At 61.4% G+C, this 15,675-nt stretch carries 16 protein-coding genes; 10 read left to right on the forward strand and 6 right to left on the reverse strand.

The genetic code is table 11. From position 1 onward, the window contains the following. The first annotated feature begins 67 nt into the window (after positions 1-67). Positions 68-1,519 (forward strand): pyruvate kinase, encoded by a 1,452-nt coding sequence (gene pyk / locus C1949_RS07575; RefSeq protein ID WP_104737873.1) that lies wholly within the window; start codon positions 68-70, stop codon positions 1,517-1,519. Positions 1,520-1,590: 71 nt separating this feature from the next. After that, on the forward strand, positions 1,591-2,181 hold the full coding sequence (locus C1949_RS07580; RefSeq protein ID WP_104737874.1) for an HvfX family Cu-binding RiPP maturation protein: 591 nt from the start codon (positions 1,591-1,593) through the stop codon (positions 2,179-2,181). A gap of 43 nt (positions 2,182-2,224) precedes the next feature. Here the strand turns inward: C1949_RS07580 and C1949_RS07585 are convergent, their stop codons facing one another. Beyond that, on the reverse strand, positions 2,225-3,748 hold the full coding sequence (locus C1949_RS07585; protein WP_104737875.1) for a fumarate hydratase: 1,524 nt from the start codon (positions 3,746-3,748) through the stop codon (positions 2,225-2,227). 321 nt (positions 3,749-4,069) lie between these two features. On the opposite strand from C1949_RS07585, the gene C1949_RS07590 reads away from it, so the two are divergent. The 3 genes from C1949_RS07590 to C1949_RS07600 all read left to right on the forward strand — a co-directional run bounded on the left by C1949_RS07590 (position 4,070) and on the right by C1949_RS07600 (position 7,004). Beyond that, positions 4,070-5,188 carry a GGDEF domain-containing protein gene (locus C1949_RS07590; protein ID WP_146040299.1) on the forward strand — a complete coding sequence of 373 codons (1,119 nt, stop codon included), beginning with the start codon at positions 4,070-4,072 and terminating at the stop codon, positions 5,186-5,188. Beyond that, positions 5,181-6,116: a 2Fe-2S iron-sulfur cluster-binding protein gene (locus C1949_RS07595; RefSeq protein ID WP_104737877.1), complete on the forward strand. Its 936-nt coding sequence runs from the start codon at positions 5,181-5,183 to the stop codon at positions 6,114-6,116. Before C1949_RS07590 ends, C1949_RS07595 begins: the two co-directional genes overlap by 8 nt. Positions 6,117-6,239: 123 nt before the next feature. Then, complete coding sequence (locus tag C1949_RS07600) at positions 6,240-7,004, forward strand: enoyl-CoA hydratase (protein WP_104737878.1); 765 nt, start codon at positions 6,240-6,242, stop codon at positions 7,002-7,004. Between the two features lie 48 nt (positions 7,005-7,052). Here the strand turns inward: C1949_RS07600 and C1949_RS07605 are convergent, their stop codons facing one another. Beyond that, the gene (locus tag C1949_RS07605) at positions 7,053-8,213 is read right to left on the reverse strand and encodes a phospholipase D-like domain-containing protein (protein WP_104737879.1); all 1,161 of its coding nucleotides are present in this window, start codon (positions 8,211-8,213) and stop codon (positions 7,053-7,055) included. A 13-nt stretch (positions 8,214-8,226) separates the two neighbouring features. Next, the gene (locus C1949_RS07610; protein ID WP_104737880.1) at positions 8,227-9,012 is read right to left on the reverse strand and encodes an oxygen-binding di-iron domain-containing protein; all 786 of its coding nucleotides are present in this window, start codon (positions 9,010-9,012) and stop codon (positions 8,227-8,229) included. A 187-nt stretch (positions 9,013-9,199) separates the two neighbouring features. On the opposite strand from C1949_RS07610, the gene C1949_RS07615 reads away from it, so the two are divergent. Together C1949_RS07615 and C1949_RS07620 are read left to right on the forward strand one after the other, a co-directional pair. Then, on the forward strand, positions 9,200-9,952 hold the full coding sequence (locus C1949_RS07615) for a GNAT family N-acetyltransferase (RefSeq protein WP_104737881.1): 753 nt from the start codon (positions 9,200-9,202) through the stop codon (positions 9,950-9,952). Positions 9,953-9,954: 2 nt separating this feature from the next. Continuing rightward, a complete protein-coding gene (locus C1949_RS07620; protein ID WP_104737882.1) occupies positions 9,955-10,761 on the forward strand; it encodes a lysophospholipid acyltransferase family protein in 807 nt (268 codons plus the stop codon). On the opposite strand, the gene C1949_RS07625 is transcribed toward C1949_RS07620, so the two are convergent. Together C1949_RS07625 and C1949_RS07630 are read right to left on the reverse strand one after the other, a co-directional pair. Next, positions 10,695-11,330, reverse strand: a complete 636-nt coding sequence (locus C1949_RS07625) for an acyl carrier protein phosphodiesterase (RefSeq protein ID WP_104737883.1) — start codon at positions 11,328-11,330, stop codon at positions 10,695-10,697. The genes C1949_RS07620 and C1949_RS07625 overlap by 67 nt on opposite strands. Continuing rightward, positions 11,330-12,220, reverse strand: a complete 891-nt coding sequence (locus C1949_RS07630; protein WP_104737884.1) for a coiled-coil domain-containing protein — start codon at positions 12,218-12,220, stop codon at positions 11,330-11,332. Before C1949_RS07630 ends, C1949_RS07625 begins: the two co-directional genes overlap by 1 nt. 222 nt (positions 12,221-12,442) lie before the next feature. On the opposite strand from C1949_RS07630, the gene C1949_RS07635 reads away from it, so the two are divergent. Both C1949_RS07635 and C1949_RS07640 read left to right on the forward strand, forming a co-directional pair. After that, positions 12,443-12,802 carry a hypothetical protein gene (locus C1949_RS07635; protein WP_104737885.1) on the forward strand — a complete coding sequence of 120 codons (360 nt, stop codon included), beginning with the start codon at positions 12,443-12,445 and terminating at the stop codon, positions 12,800-12,802. Between the two features lie 82 nt (positions 12,803-12,884). Further along, positions 12,885-13,937, forward strand: a complete 1,053-nt coding sequence (locus C1949_RS07640) for a saccharopine dehydrogenase family protein (protein WP_229744281.1) — start codon at positions 12,885-12,887, stop codon at positions 13,935-13,937. 5 nt (positions 13,938-13,942) lie between these two features. On the opposite strand, the gene C1949_RS07645 is transcribed toward C1949_RS07640, so the two are convergent. Beyond that, positions 13,943-14,842, reverse strand: coding sequence for a LysR family transcriptional regulator ArgP (locus tag C1949_RS07645; RefSeq protein ID WP_104737996.1), 900 nt, complete (start codon positions 14,840-14,842; stop codon positions 13,943-13,945). Between the two features lie 101 nt (positions 14,843-14,943). Here C1949_RS07645 and C1949_RS07650 point away from each other — a divergent pair, with 101 nt between their 5' ends. Continuing rightward, complete coding sequence (locus C1949_RS07650; protein WP_188656489.1) at positions 14,944-15,564, forward strand: LysE/ArgO family amino acid transporter; 621 nt, start codon at positions 14,944-14,946, stop codon at positions 15,562-15,564. Positions 15,565-15,675 lie beyond the last annotated feature (111 nt).

The following is a 15,675-nucleotide window of genomic DNA, read 5'->3' on the forward strand; positions in this document are numbered from 1 at the left end:
ATCCGTCAGACGGCATTATGGTCTATTGTATGGCCCTCCCCCAACCCAGCCGCACAAGGACCCCTGCATGTCGTTGCGTCGTACAAAGATTGTCGCCACCCTTGGACCGGCCAGCAGCAGCCCGGAAAAAATCGCCGAACTGATCAAGGCCGGGATGAACGTCGCCCGCCTCAACTTCTCCCACGGCAGTGCCGATGAACATCGTCAGCGCGCACGACTGGTTCGCGACATCGCCGCGGAACAAGGCCAGCATGTTGCCCTGCTGGGTGACCTGCAAGGTCCGAAGATCCGTATCGGCCGTTTTGCCGAGGGCCCAATCAAGCTGGATGTCGGTGACCACTTCCGGCTCTCCACCAGCCATGGCCTGAACGACGGCACCCAGGACATCGTCGGCCTCGACTACCCAGCGCTGGTAGAAGATTGCCGCGCTGGCGACGAGTTGTTGCTGGATGACGGCCGCGTCGTCCTGCTGGTCGAGAGCGTTGGCCGTGACGAAGTGCGCTGCAAGGTCACCACCGGCGGCCCGTTATCGAACAACAAGGGTATCAACCGCCGGGGTGGTGGGCTGTCGGCTCCTGCTCTGACCGACAAGGACCGCGCCGACATTAACCTTGCAGCAGAGCTGCAGATGGAATACGTCGCCGTATCGTTCCCGCGCGACGCGGCCGATATGGAACTGGCCCGCAAACTGCTGCGTGACGCTGAATCCGATGCCTGGCTGGTCGCCAAGATCGAACGCGCCGAAGCCGTTGCCGACGATGTGGCACTCGATGGCCTGATCCAGGCCAGTGATGCAGTCATGGTGGCGCGTGGCGACCTGGGTGTAGAAATCGGCGATGCCGAGCTGGTCGGCATTCAAAAACACATCATCAGCCGCGCGCGCAAGCAGAACAAGACGGTAATCACCGCCACCCAGATGATGGAGTCGATGATCACCAGCCCGCTGCCGACCCGCGCAGAAGTCTCCGACGTCGCCAACGCCGCACTGGATTACACCGATGCAGTCATGCTGTCGGCCGAAACCGCCGCCGGCAGCTACCCGGTTGAAGCCGTAGAAGCAATGGACAGGGTTTGCCGCGGCGCAGAGCGTCAGCCGGTCAGCAAGCGTTCCGGTCATCGGCTGTATCAGGAGTTCGAACGCTGCGATGAAACCATCGCCCTGGCCGCCATGTACGCGGGCAACCACTACCCCGGCGTCACGGCCATCATCACCCTGACTGAAAGCGGCTACACCCCGCTGATCATGTCGCGTATCCGCTCACATCTGCCGATCTTCGCCCTGTCACCGAACAGCCAGACGCTGGGTCGGGTTTCGTTGATGCGTGGCGTGCAGGCGATCCGCTTCAACCCGGCGGAAATGGCAGCCAGCGACATCAACCAGGCCGCCGTGAACTGTCTGCTGCAGGCCGGTCACGTGCAGCCTGGCGACTGGGTCATCCTAACCAAGGGAGATGTCTACAACTCCCGCGGTGGCACCAACTCGATGAAGCTGCTGCATGTCGGTGAGCGATTGGTGTAACACCGCTGCCCATCGCGCGTCCTTTAGCCAGTTCGGCGCCTTCGGCGCCGTCTCGCTAAAGGACTCGATGCATGCCAACACTGTTTTATCGCGCACAACACGCGCTTGATACCTGCCGTACCCTCGATTTTTGCGCACCGCTCCTCATTCGCCTGTACCTCGCGCCCGTCATGTGGATGGCCGGCAGCCGCAAGCTCGCGCACATGGATGCGACCATCGACTGGTTCGATGTCGGCCTCGGCTTACCCCTACCCGCCCTGATGGCATGGCTGGCGACACTGACCGAGCTGGTGGGAGCAATCCTGCTTCTGACCGGGCTGGCTGTTCGCTGGATCAGCATCCCGCTCATGATCACCATGCTGGTAGCCCTGTTTACCGTGCACTGGCCGTACGGCTGGCAAGCCATCGCCGACCCGAGTTCACTATTTGCCAACGAGCGGGTTCAGGAATCTGCCGCAAAACTGGCACGTGCTCGTGCGCTGCTCCAAGAGCATGGCAACTACGACTGGCTGACCAGCAGCGGACGTCTGGTCATCCTCAACAATGGTATTGAATTCGCGGCCACCTACTTCGTGATGCTGTTGAGCCTGTTTTTCACCGGCGCTGGACGCTGGGTGAGCATCGATTACTGGCTTACGCGCCGCCTTGGAACACAGGCATAAAAAAGCCCCGCACCAGGCGGGGCTTCGGTTACCACACCGAGTCTTACTTGACCTCAACTGCCAGACTTTCGGCAATCTTCTTCTGCCAGATCTGCGGGCCGGTAATGTGCGCGGATTCGCCAGTGCTGTCGACCGCGACAGTAACCGGCATGTCCTGCACTTCGAACTCGTAGATCGCTTCCATACCCAGTTCGGGGAAGGCGATAACATCGGCCTTCTTGATCGCCTGGGCAACCAGGTAAGCAGCGCCACCCACGGCCATCAGATAAACCGCCTTGTGGTCCTTGATCGCTTCGATGGCAATCGGGCCGCGTTCGGACTTGCCGATCATGCCCAGCAGGCCAGTCGCTTCAAGGATCTGACGGGTGAACTTGTCCATGCGCGTGGCGGTGGTCGGGCCAGCCGGTCCAACCACCTCGTCGCGTACCGGGTCAACCGGGCCAACGTAGTAGATAAAGCGGCCTTTCAGATCAACCGGCAGCTCTTCGCCCTTGTTCAGCATGTCGACCATGCGTTTGTGCGCAGCGTCGCGGCCGGTCAGCATCTTGCCGGACAGCAGCACGGTTTCGCCGCTCTTCCAGCTCAGCACGTCTTCCGGGGTGACGGTGTCGAGGTTGACGCGGCGCACGCCGTCACCCACTTCCCAGGTGATTTCCGGGTAGGCATCCATCGGCGGCGCTTTCAGCTCGGCTGGGCCACTGCCGTCGAGCACGAAGTGCGCGTGACGGGTTGCAGCACAGTTGGGGATCATGCAGACCGGCAGGCTGGCTGCATGGGTCGGGTAATCCTTGATCTTGATGTCCAGCACGGTGGTCAGACCACCCAGACCTTGCGCACCGATACCCAGCGCGTTGACCTTGTCCATGATCTCCAGACGCAGCTCTTCGGCGCGGTTCTGCGGGCCACGGGCACGCAGCTCATGGATATCGATCGGGTCCATCAGCGCCTCTTTGGCCATCACTGCAGCCTTCTCGGCGGTACCGCCGATACCGATACCGAGCATGCCCGGCGGACACCAGCCAGCGCCCATGGTCGGAACCGTCTTGACGACCCAGTCAACGATCGAGTCGGACGGGTTGAGCATAACCATCTTGGACTTGTTCTCGGACCCGCCGCCCTTGGCCGCGACATCGACTTCTACCTTGTCGCCCGGGACGATCTGGTAGTGGATGACCGCCGGGGTGTTGTCCTTGGTGTTGGTGCGCTTGCCGGCCGGATCGGCCAGGATGGAGGCACGCAGGACGTTGTCCGGGTTGTTGTAGGCGCGGCGCACGCCTTCGTTGATCATGTCGTCCAGGCTCATGGTGGCGCCGTCCCAGCTGACGTTCATGCCGACCTTGACGAACACGGTGACGATACCGGTGTCCTGACAAATCGGACGGTGACCGGTGGCGCACATGCGGGAGTTGATCAGAATCTGCGCGATGGCATCCTTCGCCGCCTTGGACTCTTCACGCTCATAGGCTTCGTGTACTGCCTGGATGAAGTCGACCGGGTGGTAATAGGAAATGTATTGCAGCGCGTCGGCTACGCTCTGGATCAGATCGTCTTGCTTGATTACGGCCATGCTCGGACAGGCTCCTCTATTTGACCGCCGGACCTGGACATACCCCGGGTCCGGCTCACGGAATCAGGCAGGCACCGACGTCACGGCCGGCAGTCCTGAAAAAATGCGCTGGCAAGTATACCTGAGCTTGGGAAGCGCGAAACAACCTCTTACGTTCCCCCCTGACAGCCGGGCCGGCAAGTACCGCGTGTCCGGGCCTGCCAGTCGGAAAGCCGTCACAGTTGCGGCAGGAAAAGTGAAAAGAACTTGCAAAACAGCCACCAACCGATAAATTGACGTCATATTGCCATCACAAAAAACGAGGCAACGAACGTGGCCGAAATGCAGGACGCACAGAACGCCAAGTTCCAGAAGCTGCGTCTACAGCGCTTCTATCTGGCTCAGCTCAACTACCTGATCACCTACATCGTGATCAGCGTTGCTTGGTTCGCCGGGCAGTATCAGGGCTCAATCTGGCTGATGCTCAGCCACATTGGCCTGGGTCTGGGCACCCAGTCGGTGTTCTTTGCGCTAATGCGTAGCAACTGGAATCTGCGGCTCAACGACCCGAGCATGACTAACGCGCAGATTGCCGTGGCGATTCTGCTGATTACCTACCTGCTAGCCTTCGCCGGGCCACTGCGCGGCAGCCTGATCATGATCTACGCCAATATCATGGTCTTCGGCATATTCCAGCTGTCGCGCCGCGACTTTCTGATTCACTCGGGGTTGGCGCTGGTCTGTTTTGGCGCCCTGATCACCATCGAACAGCATTACCAGGCCGATACCCAGAGATTCACCCTCAATCTGGTCGAATGGTTCATTCTCGCCTGTTTTCTGGCTGGACTGAGCATGACCGGCAGCTATATCAGGGAACTGCGCGAGCGCCTGCAGCAGCGCCACAATACCCTGCAGGCGCACCAGGAAACCCTCCGCGGCATGATGGGCCAATTGCAAAACCTCGCTACCACCGACCCGTTGACCGGGCTGGCCAATCGCCGACACTTTATTCAGGAGGCCCAGCGCCGGATGACGCTGATGCGTCCGACCCAGCAAATCGGGATCGCCCTGATCGATCTCGATCACTTCAAGCGCATCAATGACCTGTATGGCCATGCCGCGGGAGATCAGGTGCTGCAGGGGTTTGCCACGCTGGCCAACTCTACCCTGCGCGACGGCGACCTGATTGCTCGCTTTGGCGGAGAAGAGTTTGTATTGCTGCTCGGCAATGCCAATGAGAACGCGCTGTTTCAATGCGTAGAGCGACTGCGGCTGCGTTTTGCTGGACAGGTATTTGATGCCCTGCCCGAAGGCGTACACTGTACCTTCTCCGCTGGTCTGGCCCTGCTGCAGCCGGAGGACGATTTCGAGGCCTGCCTGAACGACGCCGACCAGGCGCTCTACCTGGCCAAAAACAGCGGGCGCAACCGCAGCGAGATACACCAGCCGAGCTATGCCTGATATTCAGATCAATGACCACCACCTGCAGGTTGCTAGCGGCAGTAACCTGCTCGATGCGCTGCGTCAGGCCGATCTGCCGATCAACTGGTCATGCCGTGCTGGCCAATGCCACAGCTGCCTGGTCCAGAACCGTGGCTTCGCCGATCTGAGCGCCGCCCAGCGGGGCCTGTCACCCGAGCAACAGGCAGACGGCTGGCTGCTGGCCTGCCAGTGCCGCGTCGAACAGGACTTGCAACTGCACCTGCACGACCCCACCCGCGATAGCCTGCCGGCGACCATCGAACGGCTGGAAGCGCTACCCGGCATGGTCATCCGTCTGCAACTGCGGCCGGCCCGTGTCATGCGCTATAAGGCGGGCCAGCATCTGGTTATCTGGCTCACGCCGCAACTGGCGCGCACCTTCTCACTGGCCAGCCTGCCCGGCGAGCCGCTGCTGGAATTTCATCTGCAGGATCGCGAAGACAGCACCTTTTGCCGCGCCCTGCGCAAGCTGCCGCTTGGCACCACCTGCCACATCGGCGCACCCGCCGGCCATCTCAACTACGACCCAGCCTGGCACGACCAACCACTATTGCTGCTGTCGGCTGGCACCGGACTCGCGCCGCTGCAGGCAATCGCCCGTAGCGCCCTTGCCGCAGGGCACAGTGCGCCAATCCAGCTTTGGCACTGGCAGGCCCATGGCGAGCCCTGCTACCTGCAGTCTGCCCTGGAGGCATTGGCAGAGCAGCACCCTCAACTCCAATTGCAGTTACGACCACGCAGTGAGCTGGACGCAGATCTGGGCCGACTCAAATCCCCGGGGCGCGGTGCACTGGCGCTGATATGCGGCTCGCCAGCCTTTATCGAGCTGCTGCGCAAACCTCTGTTCATGGCCGGGTTGGCCGGTCGCCAGATTCTCGACGAGGCCTTCCTCAGCCGCAGCAACTAAACGCAACGCGCAATATTGCGTTTATGGGCCTGCATTCGTAAGACACAGGGTTGTGGGTTGGCTACCCAAAGCATGCGAATATGCCCTCCACCCCAATTACCCGAGCAATAAGTGGAGTACACCGTGAGCGAACACCTGCTGATCGACCGCAGCGAGGGCGTGCTGACCCTGACGCTGAATCGCGCCGACAAGAAAAATGCCCTGACCCGTGACATGTATGGCGTCATGGGCGAGGCCATCAACGCCGCGCAAGACGACGCCAGTATTCGCGCCGTCGTCATCCAGGGCAGCACCGAGTGCTTCACCAGCGGTAACGACGTCGCAGACTTCATCAACAACGAACGTAGCGGCACCGACAGCCCGGTGTACATCTTTCTCAAGGCCATCTGCCACGCCAGCAAACCGTTGATTGCTGCGGTCAATGGCCCGGCGGTCGGTATCGGCACCACCATGCTGCTGCACTGCGACCTGATTTACGCCGCCGAGAACGCTCGCCTGAAAATGCCATTCGTCAATCTGGGGCTGTGCCCGGAAGCCGGCTCCAGCTTCCTGCTACCGCGCCTGCTTGGCCATCCTCGCGCGGCCGAGTTGCTGCTGCTCGGTGAAGAAATCAGTGGCACCCGTGCGGCCGAGATTGGCCTGGTCAACCAAGCGCTGCCGGCTGGTGAGACGGTGCTGCAGGCCGCTCGCAAGGCTGCACTGCGTATCGCCGAGCAACCGCCCGGATCGGTCCGTTTGACCAAGCAACTGATCCGCGCCGGTATCAGCCGCACCGCCGATGAGGTCATGGAAACCGAAGGCCAGCACTTTGCCCAGCTGCTGGGTGGCGCCGAAGCCAAGGAAGCTCTCACGGCATTTATGGAGAAGCGTAAGCCGGTGTTTGCCTGATTTACCCCGCCACCGGCCTCCCCTGGGGGGCCGGTGCAGGCTGTTTACCTAACGCGGAATGCCGAACAGCCACATCACCGATCGATTGATCTGCCCCCAGAAGCGAATTTTGAAGCGATGCCACAGCGCCAGTTGGCGCCAGCCAGCCAGCGTCCAGAGGTCGCTTTCGGCAAAGTCCTGCTCGAAGCTTTCGGCCACCGCCTGCACCAGGTCAGGGTCAACCGCCTGCTGGTTGGCTTCCAGGTTCCAGTGCAACGTCCAATGATCAAAGTTGCAGGAACCGAGCGATACCCAGTCATCGACCAGCGCCGTTTTCAGGTGGGTAAAGCGTGGCTGGTACTCGTAGATGCGCACCCCAGCCTTGAGCAGTCTGGTGTAAAAGCGCTGACCGGCGTAGCGCACAGGCGGATGATCAATGGTCATGCCGCACAGCAGTAAACGCACATCAACGCCGCGCTTGGCAGCCCGCGCCAATGCCCGGCGAATCCGCCAAGAAGGCAAAAAATACGGTGTTGCCAGCCAGACCCGCTGTTCCGCTCGGCGCAGCGCGGCCAGCAGTGATACAACGACCTCCTTCTGCTCGCGCGCACCAATGTAGGAAACACGGCCATGCCCAGCCCCGCCATCGGGCACCGGTGGAACATGCACCCGCCGGACAGCTGACAGACCGCGATTCTCACGTTGCCCACCCTGCTGCCACATACGCTCAAACAGGTCCGCCCAGTCTTCGACTACCGGCCCCTCAACTTCGAGCATCTGCTCGTGCCAGGGTGTTCTTCCGGTTTCAGGGTCAAGCTGGCAGAACGGATCGGTAATGCCGGTACCGCCGACGTAAGCCAGGCGGTCATCGATAATGAACAGCTTGCGGTGATCACGATGAAAAAGGCGGTGCCCGCTGAGCAGGCTGGAAGGATTGTAGAACTGCAGCTCAACACCCATCTGCTCCAGTTCGCGCCGCTCACTGCGGCTCAAGCCATCGGTGCCGATGGCATCCAGCAGACAGCGCACCCGCACACCCCGCTGGCACACGCGCTGCAACACATCCAGCCACTGTCGGGTGCTGCGGCCGGAATCCACCAGATACAACTCAATGTCAATGCGCTCAATCGCCTGATCAAGCGCAGCAAGAATGCGCGGGAAGAAATTGTCGCCGTCAATCAGCAACTCGAACCGGTTGCCGGTCCGCCATTGGTACACCCGCGCAGTCATGTCTCTCCCTGTCTTACGAGGGAATGCGGTAATCCTCCTGCGTCAGCAGATCGAGGCCGCACTCCAGATTACTGATCCAGTCGAGGAACGCAGAGATGGTAACCGGATCGCCGAACGGACGCCCATGCTGCGGCACAATCATCTTCGGCTTCAACTGCCGAACCATGTTGGCCCACAGGCGGCAAGCCTTGTTGCCCGCCATGTAACGCCGATGAAACCCTTCCATCGTGTTCTTGTGAGTGGCGAAGTCGGTCACAGGTTCCGCGTCATCCACCATCGAGGCCCCCATATCACCGGAGAACAAGATGCCACTGACCGGATCATAGAAGTGCAGGTTGCCCACCGAATGCAGGAAGTGAGCAGGCAGTACCTTGATGACGCTCTGCCCCAGTGCCACGTCCATGCCGCGATCGGGCACGGCGATCATCCGCTCGGTGGTCGTCATGCCGGTGTGCTTGGTCAGAAAACCCGCACTCAAGTGCGGTAAAAAGCGTGCCCACAGTTTGGAGCAGACCACGCGGCAATTGGTGTGCAGGAACCACTTGTCCAGCGAAGCGATGATGTCCGGATCCTGGTGCGAGGCAAACACATAGGTCAACTCACGCAGCGGTATGTAACGGCTGACAGCCATCGACAGCGGGGTGTACGTGAGGTCCCCACCCGGATCAAGCAACGCGTGCTGATCATGATCAATGATCAGGAACTGGTTGGACTGCACGCCATCCCCAGTAACCAGTTGGTCGAAGCAGAGCACCTGATGCGAACCGTTATCGAACAATACTCTGGGCGGACTCGCCATAGACAATCACCTTAACCTGCATTGGAGAGAGAATGTTCAGAGTGTATACGCCGACCGCCTGTCCGCCAGTGACCTGCATCAAGAGAAGCGACCGTCACATGATCGTCATCCGTTCTTCACAACTCTGACACTGCAACGCCATAGCCTCAGCCTGAACATCACTGAAGATGCCCAGACGGAGGTGTCCATGACAGATGCAGCCCTTGCTATTGAAGAATCCGGCAACCGTTGTCTGACGGTTGAACTGGCCACAGACCCAACCAGCCTGCGTGCTGCCCAGGCATTGCGCTACCGCGTGTTTGGCGAAGAGTGCGGAGCCAACCTGCACGGCGCCGAACAAGGCCTGGACCAGGACCATTACGATCTGCACTGCGAACACCTGATCGTCCGCGATCAGCGGACCGGAGAGGTGGTCGCCACTACCCGTATCCTCGACAGCGAGCGCGCCCGCAGCGCTGGCGGCTTCTATAGCGAGAGCGAGTTCCAGCTGGTCGGCCTGACCGACCTGCGCGGCGACGTCATGGAAATCGGCCGCACCTGCGTGCACGCCGACTATCGCAACGGCGCTACCATCTCGGTACTCTGGTCCGGCCTCGCACAGCTAATGAACGAACGTCACTACAGCTACCTGATGGGCTGTGCCAGCATCGAAATGCAGGACGGCGGCATTCAGGCCCACGCCATCATGCAGCGGCTGCGCAGCCGCTACCTGTGCCGCGAGTTCCTCAACGCGATTCCTCGCCTGCCTCTGCCGGAACGGTCTCTGCCGGACAACGTGACAGCCCAGCTGCCACCGCTGCTCAAGGCCTATATGCGTCTGGGTGCCAAGATCTGCGGCGAGCCTTGCTGGGATCCTGAGTTCAACTGCGCGGACGTGTTCATTCTGCTGCGCCGCGAACAGCTGTGCCCGCGCTACGCCCGTCACTTCAAGGCGAGCTGAGCATGACTGGCCGCTCGGTAAGCACGCCCCGCCGGGTCGTGCGCCTGATTGCAGTGATTGGCTGGATTGGTTGCGGGCTGCTACTGGTCTGCTGGGTTCAGCTGATGCAATGGCTGCAACCCGCGCGAGTCGACCGTCAGCGACAGAAGTTGACTCGCTGGTGGATGCGCAACCTGATTCGCATTTTGCCGTTGCAAATTCGCGTTACCGGGGCTCCGGTTTCAGGCACCGCCCTGTGGGTCAGCAACCACGTTTCGTGGCTGGATATTGTGGTACTCGGCGCGCAGGCCCCGGTGCACTTCCTATCCAAGGCAGAGGTACGCAACTGGCCGGTTATTGGCTGGTTGGCAAGCGCTGCAGGTACCTGCTTCATTCAGCGCGGCCAGGGCACTTCAAGCACGATTCAGGATCAGTTGAGCGGTATTCTGGCGGCCGATCGCAGCCTGGTAATCTTCGCCGAGGGCACCACCACCGCTGGCGACCGGGTACGCACCTTCCACGGCCGCCTGCTGGCCGCCGCCATTGAGTCCCAGGTGCCAACCCAGCCGGTCGCCGTCGCGTATCGCCAAGCTGGCGCGCGCGACACCGTTGCCCCCTTCATCGACAACGACGAGTTTTCACAGCACCTCTGGCGTCTGCTGGGCTCCCGGGACATCAATGTGGATATTCACTTCCTGCCAGTACTCGACAGCACCAGCCTGAACCGCAACCAGCTCGCGCGTAGTGCGCACGCGTCGGTCTGTCAGGCGCTGGAGCTTGAAGGCGGCAAGGTCGAGAGCGAGGCAGCCGAGGTCAAGGCAGCAGCCTGACCCTCGGCGTAGCGCTGCAGCTCGGGCATGAATGCGAGAAAGTCAGCTTCGAACGCTTCGTAGGCCGCTTCCAGTTCAGCCACCCCGCCCGGCAACGGGTTCTCGCGCCGCAACCGCCGCGCCATGTTGTCGACCGCCCGGTGCAGGTGGGTCAGCTCGGCATAACTGCTTAACCAGTCCTGCTCACTCATGTAGCGCACCACCGTCCAGGCGCGTTCGGGCATCCATTCGCGCTGCGCCCGCAGTTGCCGGTAGACATCCTGAGTGAAGTCCTCCAGCTGCCGATCAGCAAAGCGTGACCAGTGCCGTGCCAGCAGGTGATCGTAGAACATGTCGACCAGAATCCCGGCAAAACGCCGGCGTTCGCTACTCACCCTGGCCTTGCTTTGCAGCACCAGCGGATGAGCATCGGTGAAGCTGTCGATTCGCCGGTGCAGAACGATCCCCTCACGTACCGGCTCCGGCAGGTCAAGCCGCTGCACCGGCCCCTTGACGAAGTCGCCCAGCATGCTGCCCAGCGCCTGTTCAGGCGATTGCGAACCGAGCAGCAGGTGCGCGAGAAAGTTCATCAGTTGCCTTCAACCTGCGCGTGCAGCGCGGCAACCTGACTCTGCAGCGTATTCAGGCTACGGTTGGTCTGTAGACGGAAACTGTCGATTGCCTGCAGCGCCTGGTCGTTGGCTGCCTGACGACGATCCAGCTCCGCGCGCATGGCCTGAACGGCCTGCTGCACGGCCTCATTATTGCCCTTGTTCTGCAGCGCGGTGAGCCCCTGCTTGAGCTCGTCAAGCTGCTCGGCCTGCTGGCCCAATTGCAACTGAACCACCGAGAGAGTCCCAAGCTGCGTCTGCATCTGCTGCAGCGCCTTATCGGCGTCGGCAAATTGCTGTTGCAATGCTGCCAAACTATCGGAGCGCTTCTTGCCGTCCTCTTGCAGCGCCATGGTGCTTTCCTGCAACGCCGCAATGGCCGTCTGTTGTGTCGTTGCCTGCTCGCTACTGCGCTGATCTGCCTGCTGTAGTGCTACCAGTTGCTGCTTGTACTCCCCCTGCTCCTTGCGCACAGCCTGCAACATGTCCTCGATGCGCTCCAGTTGCGCCTTGCGGTCCTGCTCTGCAGCACCGAGGGAGTCTTCGGTGGCGGACACTTTGCCGGTTATATCCTGAATGCGCCCAGAGGCTTCTTCACTGATCCGGGCAAAGCTGTTCTGGGTTGCAACCAGTTGCTGACGCAGCAGGCTCTGCTGCTGATGGGTCCAATAGCCCAGGCCCAGCAAAGCGACTGTCAATGCAGCGCACAGGGCCCACAGCAGGCCGTTGCCAGGGGCCGCAGCACGTTCCGGGACATCTGCACGCAGACCGCTGGCGCGCGGCGGAACATTTGCCGTCGACCGATCACCCAGATCGTTGTCACGACTGGCACTGATGCTTGGCAGCTCACCCAACTCCGGTTCCTTCATCTCACCCTCTCACGAAAAAAACCCTGAAACCCTTGCGCCAGAGCAGTGCAACCCTGCACCAGCAGACTGCACAAAGCGCGAAGAAAACACCTGACTCGGCGCTTTGACCGGCGCAAAACGCGATGTATCCGCCAACAAGCGCATATTGGTACATATTCTGCTTGCGGAATACCGACTTGGCTATAACACCTTACTCAGCCAATCACCTAAGGGGGTATGAGCATGATTGCAGATGCACAGTTCAACCGCGCCACCCTGGATTGCATGACCGCACTGCGCCGGCAGATTAAACGCACGTTGGGCGTGACCATCCGTCTTGGCGATCCGGACGCCGTGGAAAGCATGATCGGGCTGAGCCGCGACAGCAGCTCGGCTGAAATTCGCGAACTTGGTTCTCGCTTGGCAGACATGGTTAAACCAGACCATGATGACGGGCCTTCGCCGCTGGCACAGGGAGCCATCGCCTCACGGCAGTTCCAGCACCGCCAAGAGAACATCGCCCGGCTGGAAGCCGAGTCGGAAGCAGGCGAAGCCCCTGCCGGCAGCGTGCGCATCTATCGAGGTCAGGTAATCCGCGGCTGACCCGCAGCCAGGCCGCCACGCACTGGTACAAGCCCGCTCAAGCCATTACTCTGATTGCTCCCCGTAACTCAGGAGCAAGTGCATGCGGCAATGGATGATCTATGGTGCCAATGGTTATACCGGCAAGCTACTGGCCAGGGCCGCCGCGGAGCGGGGTTTGCAACCCGTTCTCGCCGGTCGCAATCGCTCGGCCGTCGCCGCGCTGGCCGCAGAACTCAGCTTGCCGCACCGCTGCTTCGACCTGAGCCAGCCAGAGCAGGTACGTGAAAACCTGCAGGGCATGCAGGTGGTGCTGCACTGCGCAGGCCCCTTTTCCGCCACCAGCCAGCCGCTGATAGACGCCTGCCTGACAACAGGCTGCCATTATCTGGACATCACCGGCGAAATCGACGTCTTTGTCGCTGCACAGAGCCGGCAAGCCGAGGCCGAACAGGCTGGCATCGTCATCTGTCCGGGCGTCGGCTTCGACGTGATACCGACGGACTGCATCGCCGCCCGGCTGAAACTGGCACTGCATGATGCTGACCGCCTGGCGCTGGGGTTCGACACCGTCAGCTCGCTGTCTCCCGGCACCGCCAGAACCTCAGTTGAAGGCCTCAAATACGGTGGTCGCATTCGCAAGGATGACCGCATCCAGACCGTGCCGCTGGCCTACCAAAGTCGCGAGATCGATTTCGGCAACGGCACCAAGCACGCGGTTACCATTCCCTGGGGGGACATTGCCACGGCCTGGTTCACCACCGGCATTGACGACATCGAAGTTTTCCTGCCAATGGCACCCAGTGCGGCGGCACGCCTGCGCCGGCTGGACCGGTTTCGGCCACTCCTCGGGCTGGCGCCGGTACAGGCACTGTTGAAATACCTGGTCGCCCGCCGCATCCATGGCCCGGATCTGCATCAGCGCGAAGCCGCACGCTGCTATGTTTGGGGCGAGGCGCAGAATCGCGCAGGCAAGAAGATCGTGGCGCGGATCGAAACCGCCAATGCCTACGATGTAACGGTAGAAGGTGCGCTATACGCCGTCGGTTTCCTGCTAGAAAACGAGCCAGCGCCCGGCTACTACACCCCTTCCCGACTGCTGGGCCCGGACTGTATTGAGCAGTTGCCGGGGTCAGGCGCAATGCACATCGAGTGACACCGTCAGCCTTGCACGTCAGCCGCCAACAACGCCGGCGCCCGACGTGCTAGCTCCGCGGTCAGGCCTTCTAGCAACTGACCGCCGGTACGCCAGTAATGCCAGTACAGCGGCACCGGCTGTGACCAGCCGGGCAAGAGCTCACACAGCTGCCCGCTGCGCAACTCCGCAGTAACCTGCAGTGCCGGGACCATCCCCCAGCCCACGCCGGCTTGCAGCATGCGCACAAACCCTTCCGATGACGGGCACAGGTGGTAATCAAAGTCCCCCTCGACCCCAAGCTGGCGAATGAACCGGTGCTGCAACTGATCATCCGGCCCGAACACCACCGCCGGAACCTTCCGCACATCGGCACTCCCCAGTCCGCTCGGGAAATGGCGCGCGACAAATGCCGGACTGGCGACGGCCAAATAGCGCATTTCACCCAGCAGCATACTGCGAGCGCCGGCCACCGGCTGCTCGACAGCGCACAGACAAGCTGCCACCTCGCCGCTGCGCATGCGCCTCAGCCCAACATCCTGATCTTCCAGCTGCTGGTCCAGCAGCACACGTTCACGCTCGCACCAGGGCGCAACCGCCGCTGCCCACCAGGTAGCCAAACTATCGGCGTTAAGCGCCACCCGCAGCCGCGTGCGACCTGCATCACTGTCAATCTGCGGCAGGTCGTGACGCAGGTCGCGCTCCAGCAGCCGCACCTGCTGTACATGATTCAGCAAGCGTTGCCCCGCGGCGGTCGCCTGCGGGGGCGATGCCCGCACCAGCACCGGCGCGCCGAGCCGCGCCTCCAGCAGTTTGATGCGCTGCGAGATCGCTGATTGCGACAACCCAAGCAGATTTGCCGCCCGCTCGAAGCCACCCTGCTCGACGACAGCTGCCAAAGCAGCCAATAGCTTGTAATCCAGCATCATTACTTTCTCTAATATGACATCAGCATTATTGCTTTTTCTAATTTCAAAATCTAACGCACACTGGCGCCGTTTTCACTCGGAGCCCGTCCATGCCCAGCATTTTCTCCAGTTACATTCACGGTCTGGTCGCCGCCGCAGGCTTGATCATGGCCATCGGCGCACAAAATGCGTTCGTCCTTGCCCAGGGCCTGCGCCGAGAGCATCACATCAGCGTTGCCCTGATCTGCATGAGCTGCGACGCAGTCCTGATCCTCGCCGGCACCTTCGGCCTCGCCGCCTTGCTGCAGACTCACCCGCTGGCAATGGAAATCACCCGCTGGGGCGGTGTCCTGTTTCTCACCGTTTACGCCTTGCAGGCGCTCTGGCGCTCCGTCTCGCCGCGCGGGCTTGAAGCAATGCGTGCGCCAGCACGCTCGCGCCATGCTGTACTGCTGACCACACTGGCGGTCACGCTGCTCAACCCTCATGTCTATCTCGACACCATGGTGTTGATCGGCAGCCTGGCCGCGCAACACCGCCTCCCCCTGGTGTTTGCACTCGGCGCGACAACGGCATCAATCCTCTGGTTCACCCTGCTGGCGCTAGGGTCTGCCCGTATGGCGCCCGTGCTAAAACGCCCTCTGACCTGGCGCTGCATCGACCTCGCAGTTGCGGCAATGATGCTGACAGTCGCTTGGTCGCTGGCCAAACCCGCACTGCAGACCCTCTGGCAAGCCTAAAACCACATGGAAGGTGCGTGGATAGCCGCACACACAGGTGCTATGATCGGGGCTTCCCGATCGCAAGACGGGCAGCGCCCGGCGGAGCGAGTATCAGCTGCCGACAAGAAG

The sequence above is a fragment of the Halopseudomonas oceani genome, assembly GCF_002903165.1.
Taxonomy (GTDB): Bacteria; Pseudomonadota; Gammaproteobacteria; order Pseudomonadales; family Pseudomonadaceae; genus Halopseudomonas; species Halopseudomonas oceani.

Bases quoted from the DNA above. Each gene is read 5' to 3' on its own strand.
- C1949_RS07595 (WP_104737877.1), top strand. From the start codon at position 5,181: ATGCCTGATATTCAGATCAATGACCACCACCTGCAGGTTGCTAGCGGC.
- C1949_RS07640 (WP_229744281.1), top strand. From the start codon at position 12,885: ATGCGGCAATGGATGATCTATGGTGCCAATGGTTATACCGGCAAGCTA.
- C1949_RS07635 (WP_104737885.1), top strand. From the start codon at position 12,443: ATGATTGCAGATGCACAGTTCAACCGCGCCACCCTGGATTGCATGACC.
- C1949_RS07605 (WP_104737879.1), bottom strand. From the start codon at position 8,213: ATGACTGCGCGGGTGTACCAATGGCGGACCGGCAACCGGTTCGAGTTG.
- C1949_RS07645 (WP_104737996.1), bottom strand. From the start codon at position 14,842: ATGCTGGATTACAAGCTATTGGCTGCTTTGGCAGCTGTCGTCGAGCAG.
- C1949_RS07580 (WP_104737874.1), top strand. From the start codon at position 1,591: ATGCCAACACTGTTTTATCGCGCACAACACGCGCTTGATACCTGCCGT.
- C1949_RS07615 (WP_104737881.1), top strand. From the start codon at position 9,200: ATGACAGATGCAGCCCTTGCTATTGAAGAATCCGGCAACCGTTGTCTG.
- C1949_RS07620 (WP_104737882.1), top strand. From the start codon at position 9,955: ATGACTGGCCGCTCGGTAAGCACGCCCCGCCGGGTCGTGCGCCTGATT.
- C1949_RS07625 (WP_104737883.1), bottom strand. From the start codon at position 11,330: ATGAACTTTCTCGCGCACCTGCTGCTCGGTTCGCAATCGCCTGAACAG.
- C1949_RS07590 (WP_146040299.1), top strand. From the start codon at position 4,070: ATGCAGGACGCACAGAACGCCAAGTTCCAGAAGCTGCGTCTACAGCGC.
- C1949_RS07630 (WP_104737884.1), bottom strand. From the start codon at position 12,220: ATGAAGGAACCGGAGTTGGGTGAGCTGCCAAGCATCAGTGCCAGTCGT.
- pyk (WP_104737873.1), top strand. From the start codon at position 68: ATGTCGTTGCGTCGTACAAAGATTGTCGCCACCCTTGGACCGGCCAGC.
- C1949_RS07610 (WP_104737880.1), bottom strand. From the start codon at position 9,012: ATGGCGAGTCCGCCCAGAGTATTGTTCGATAACGGTTCGCATCAGGTG.
- C1949_RS07585 (WP_104737875.1), bottom strand. From the start codon at position 3,748: ATGGCCGTAATCAAGCAAGACGATCTGATCCAGAGCGTAGCCGACGCG.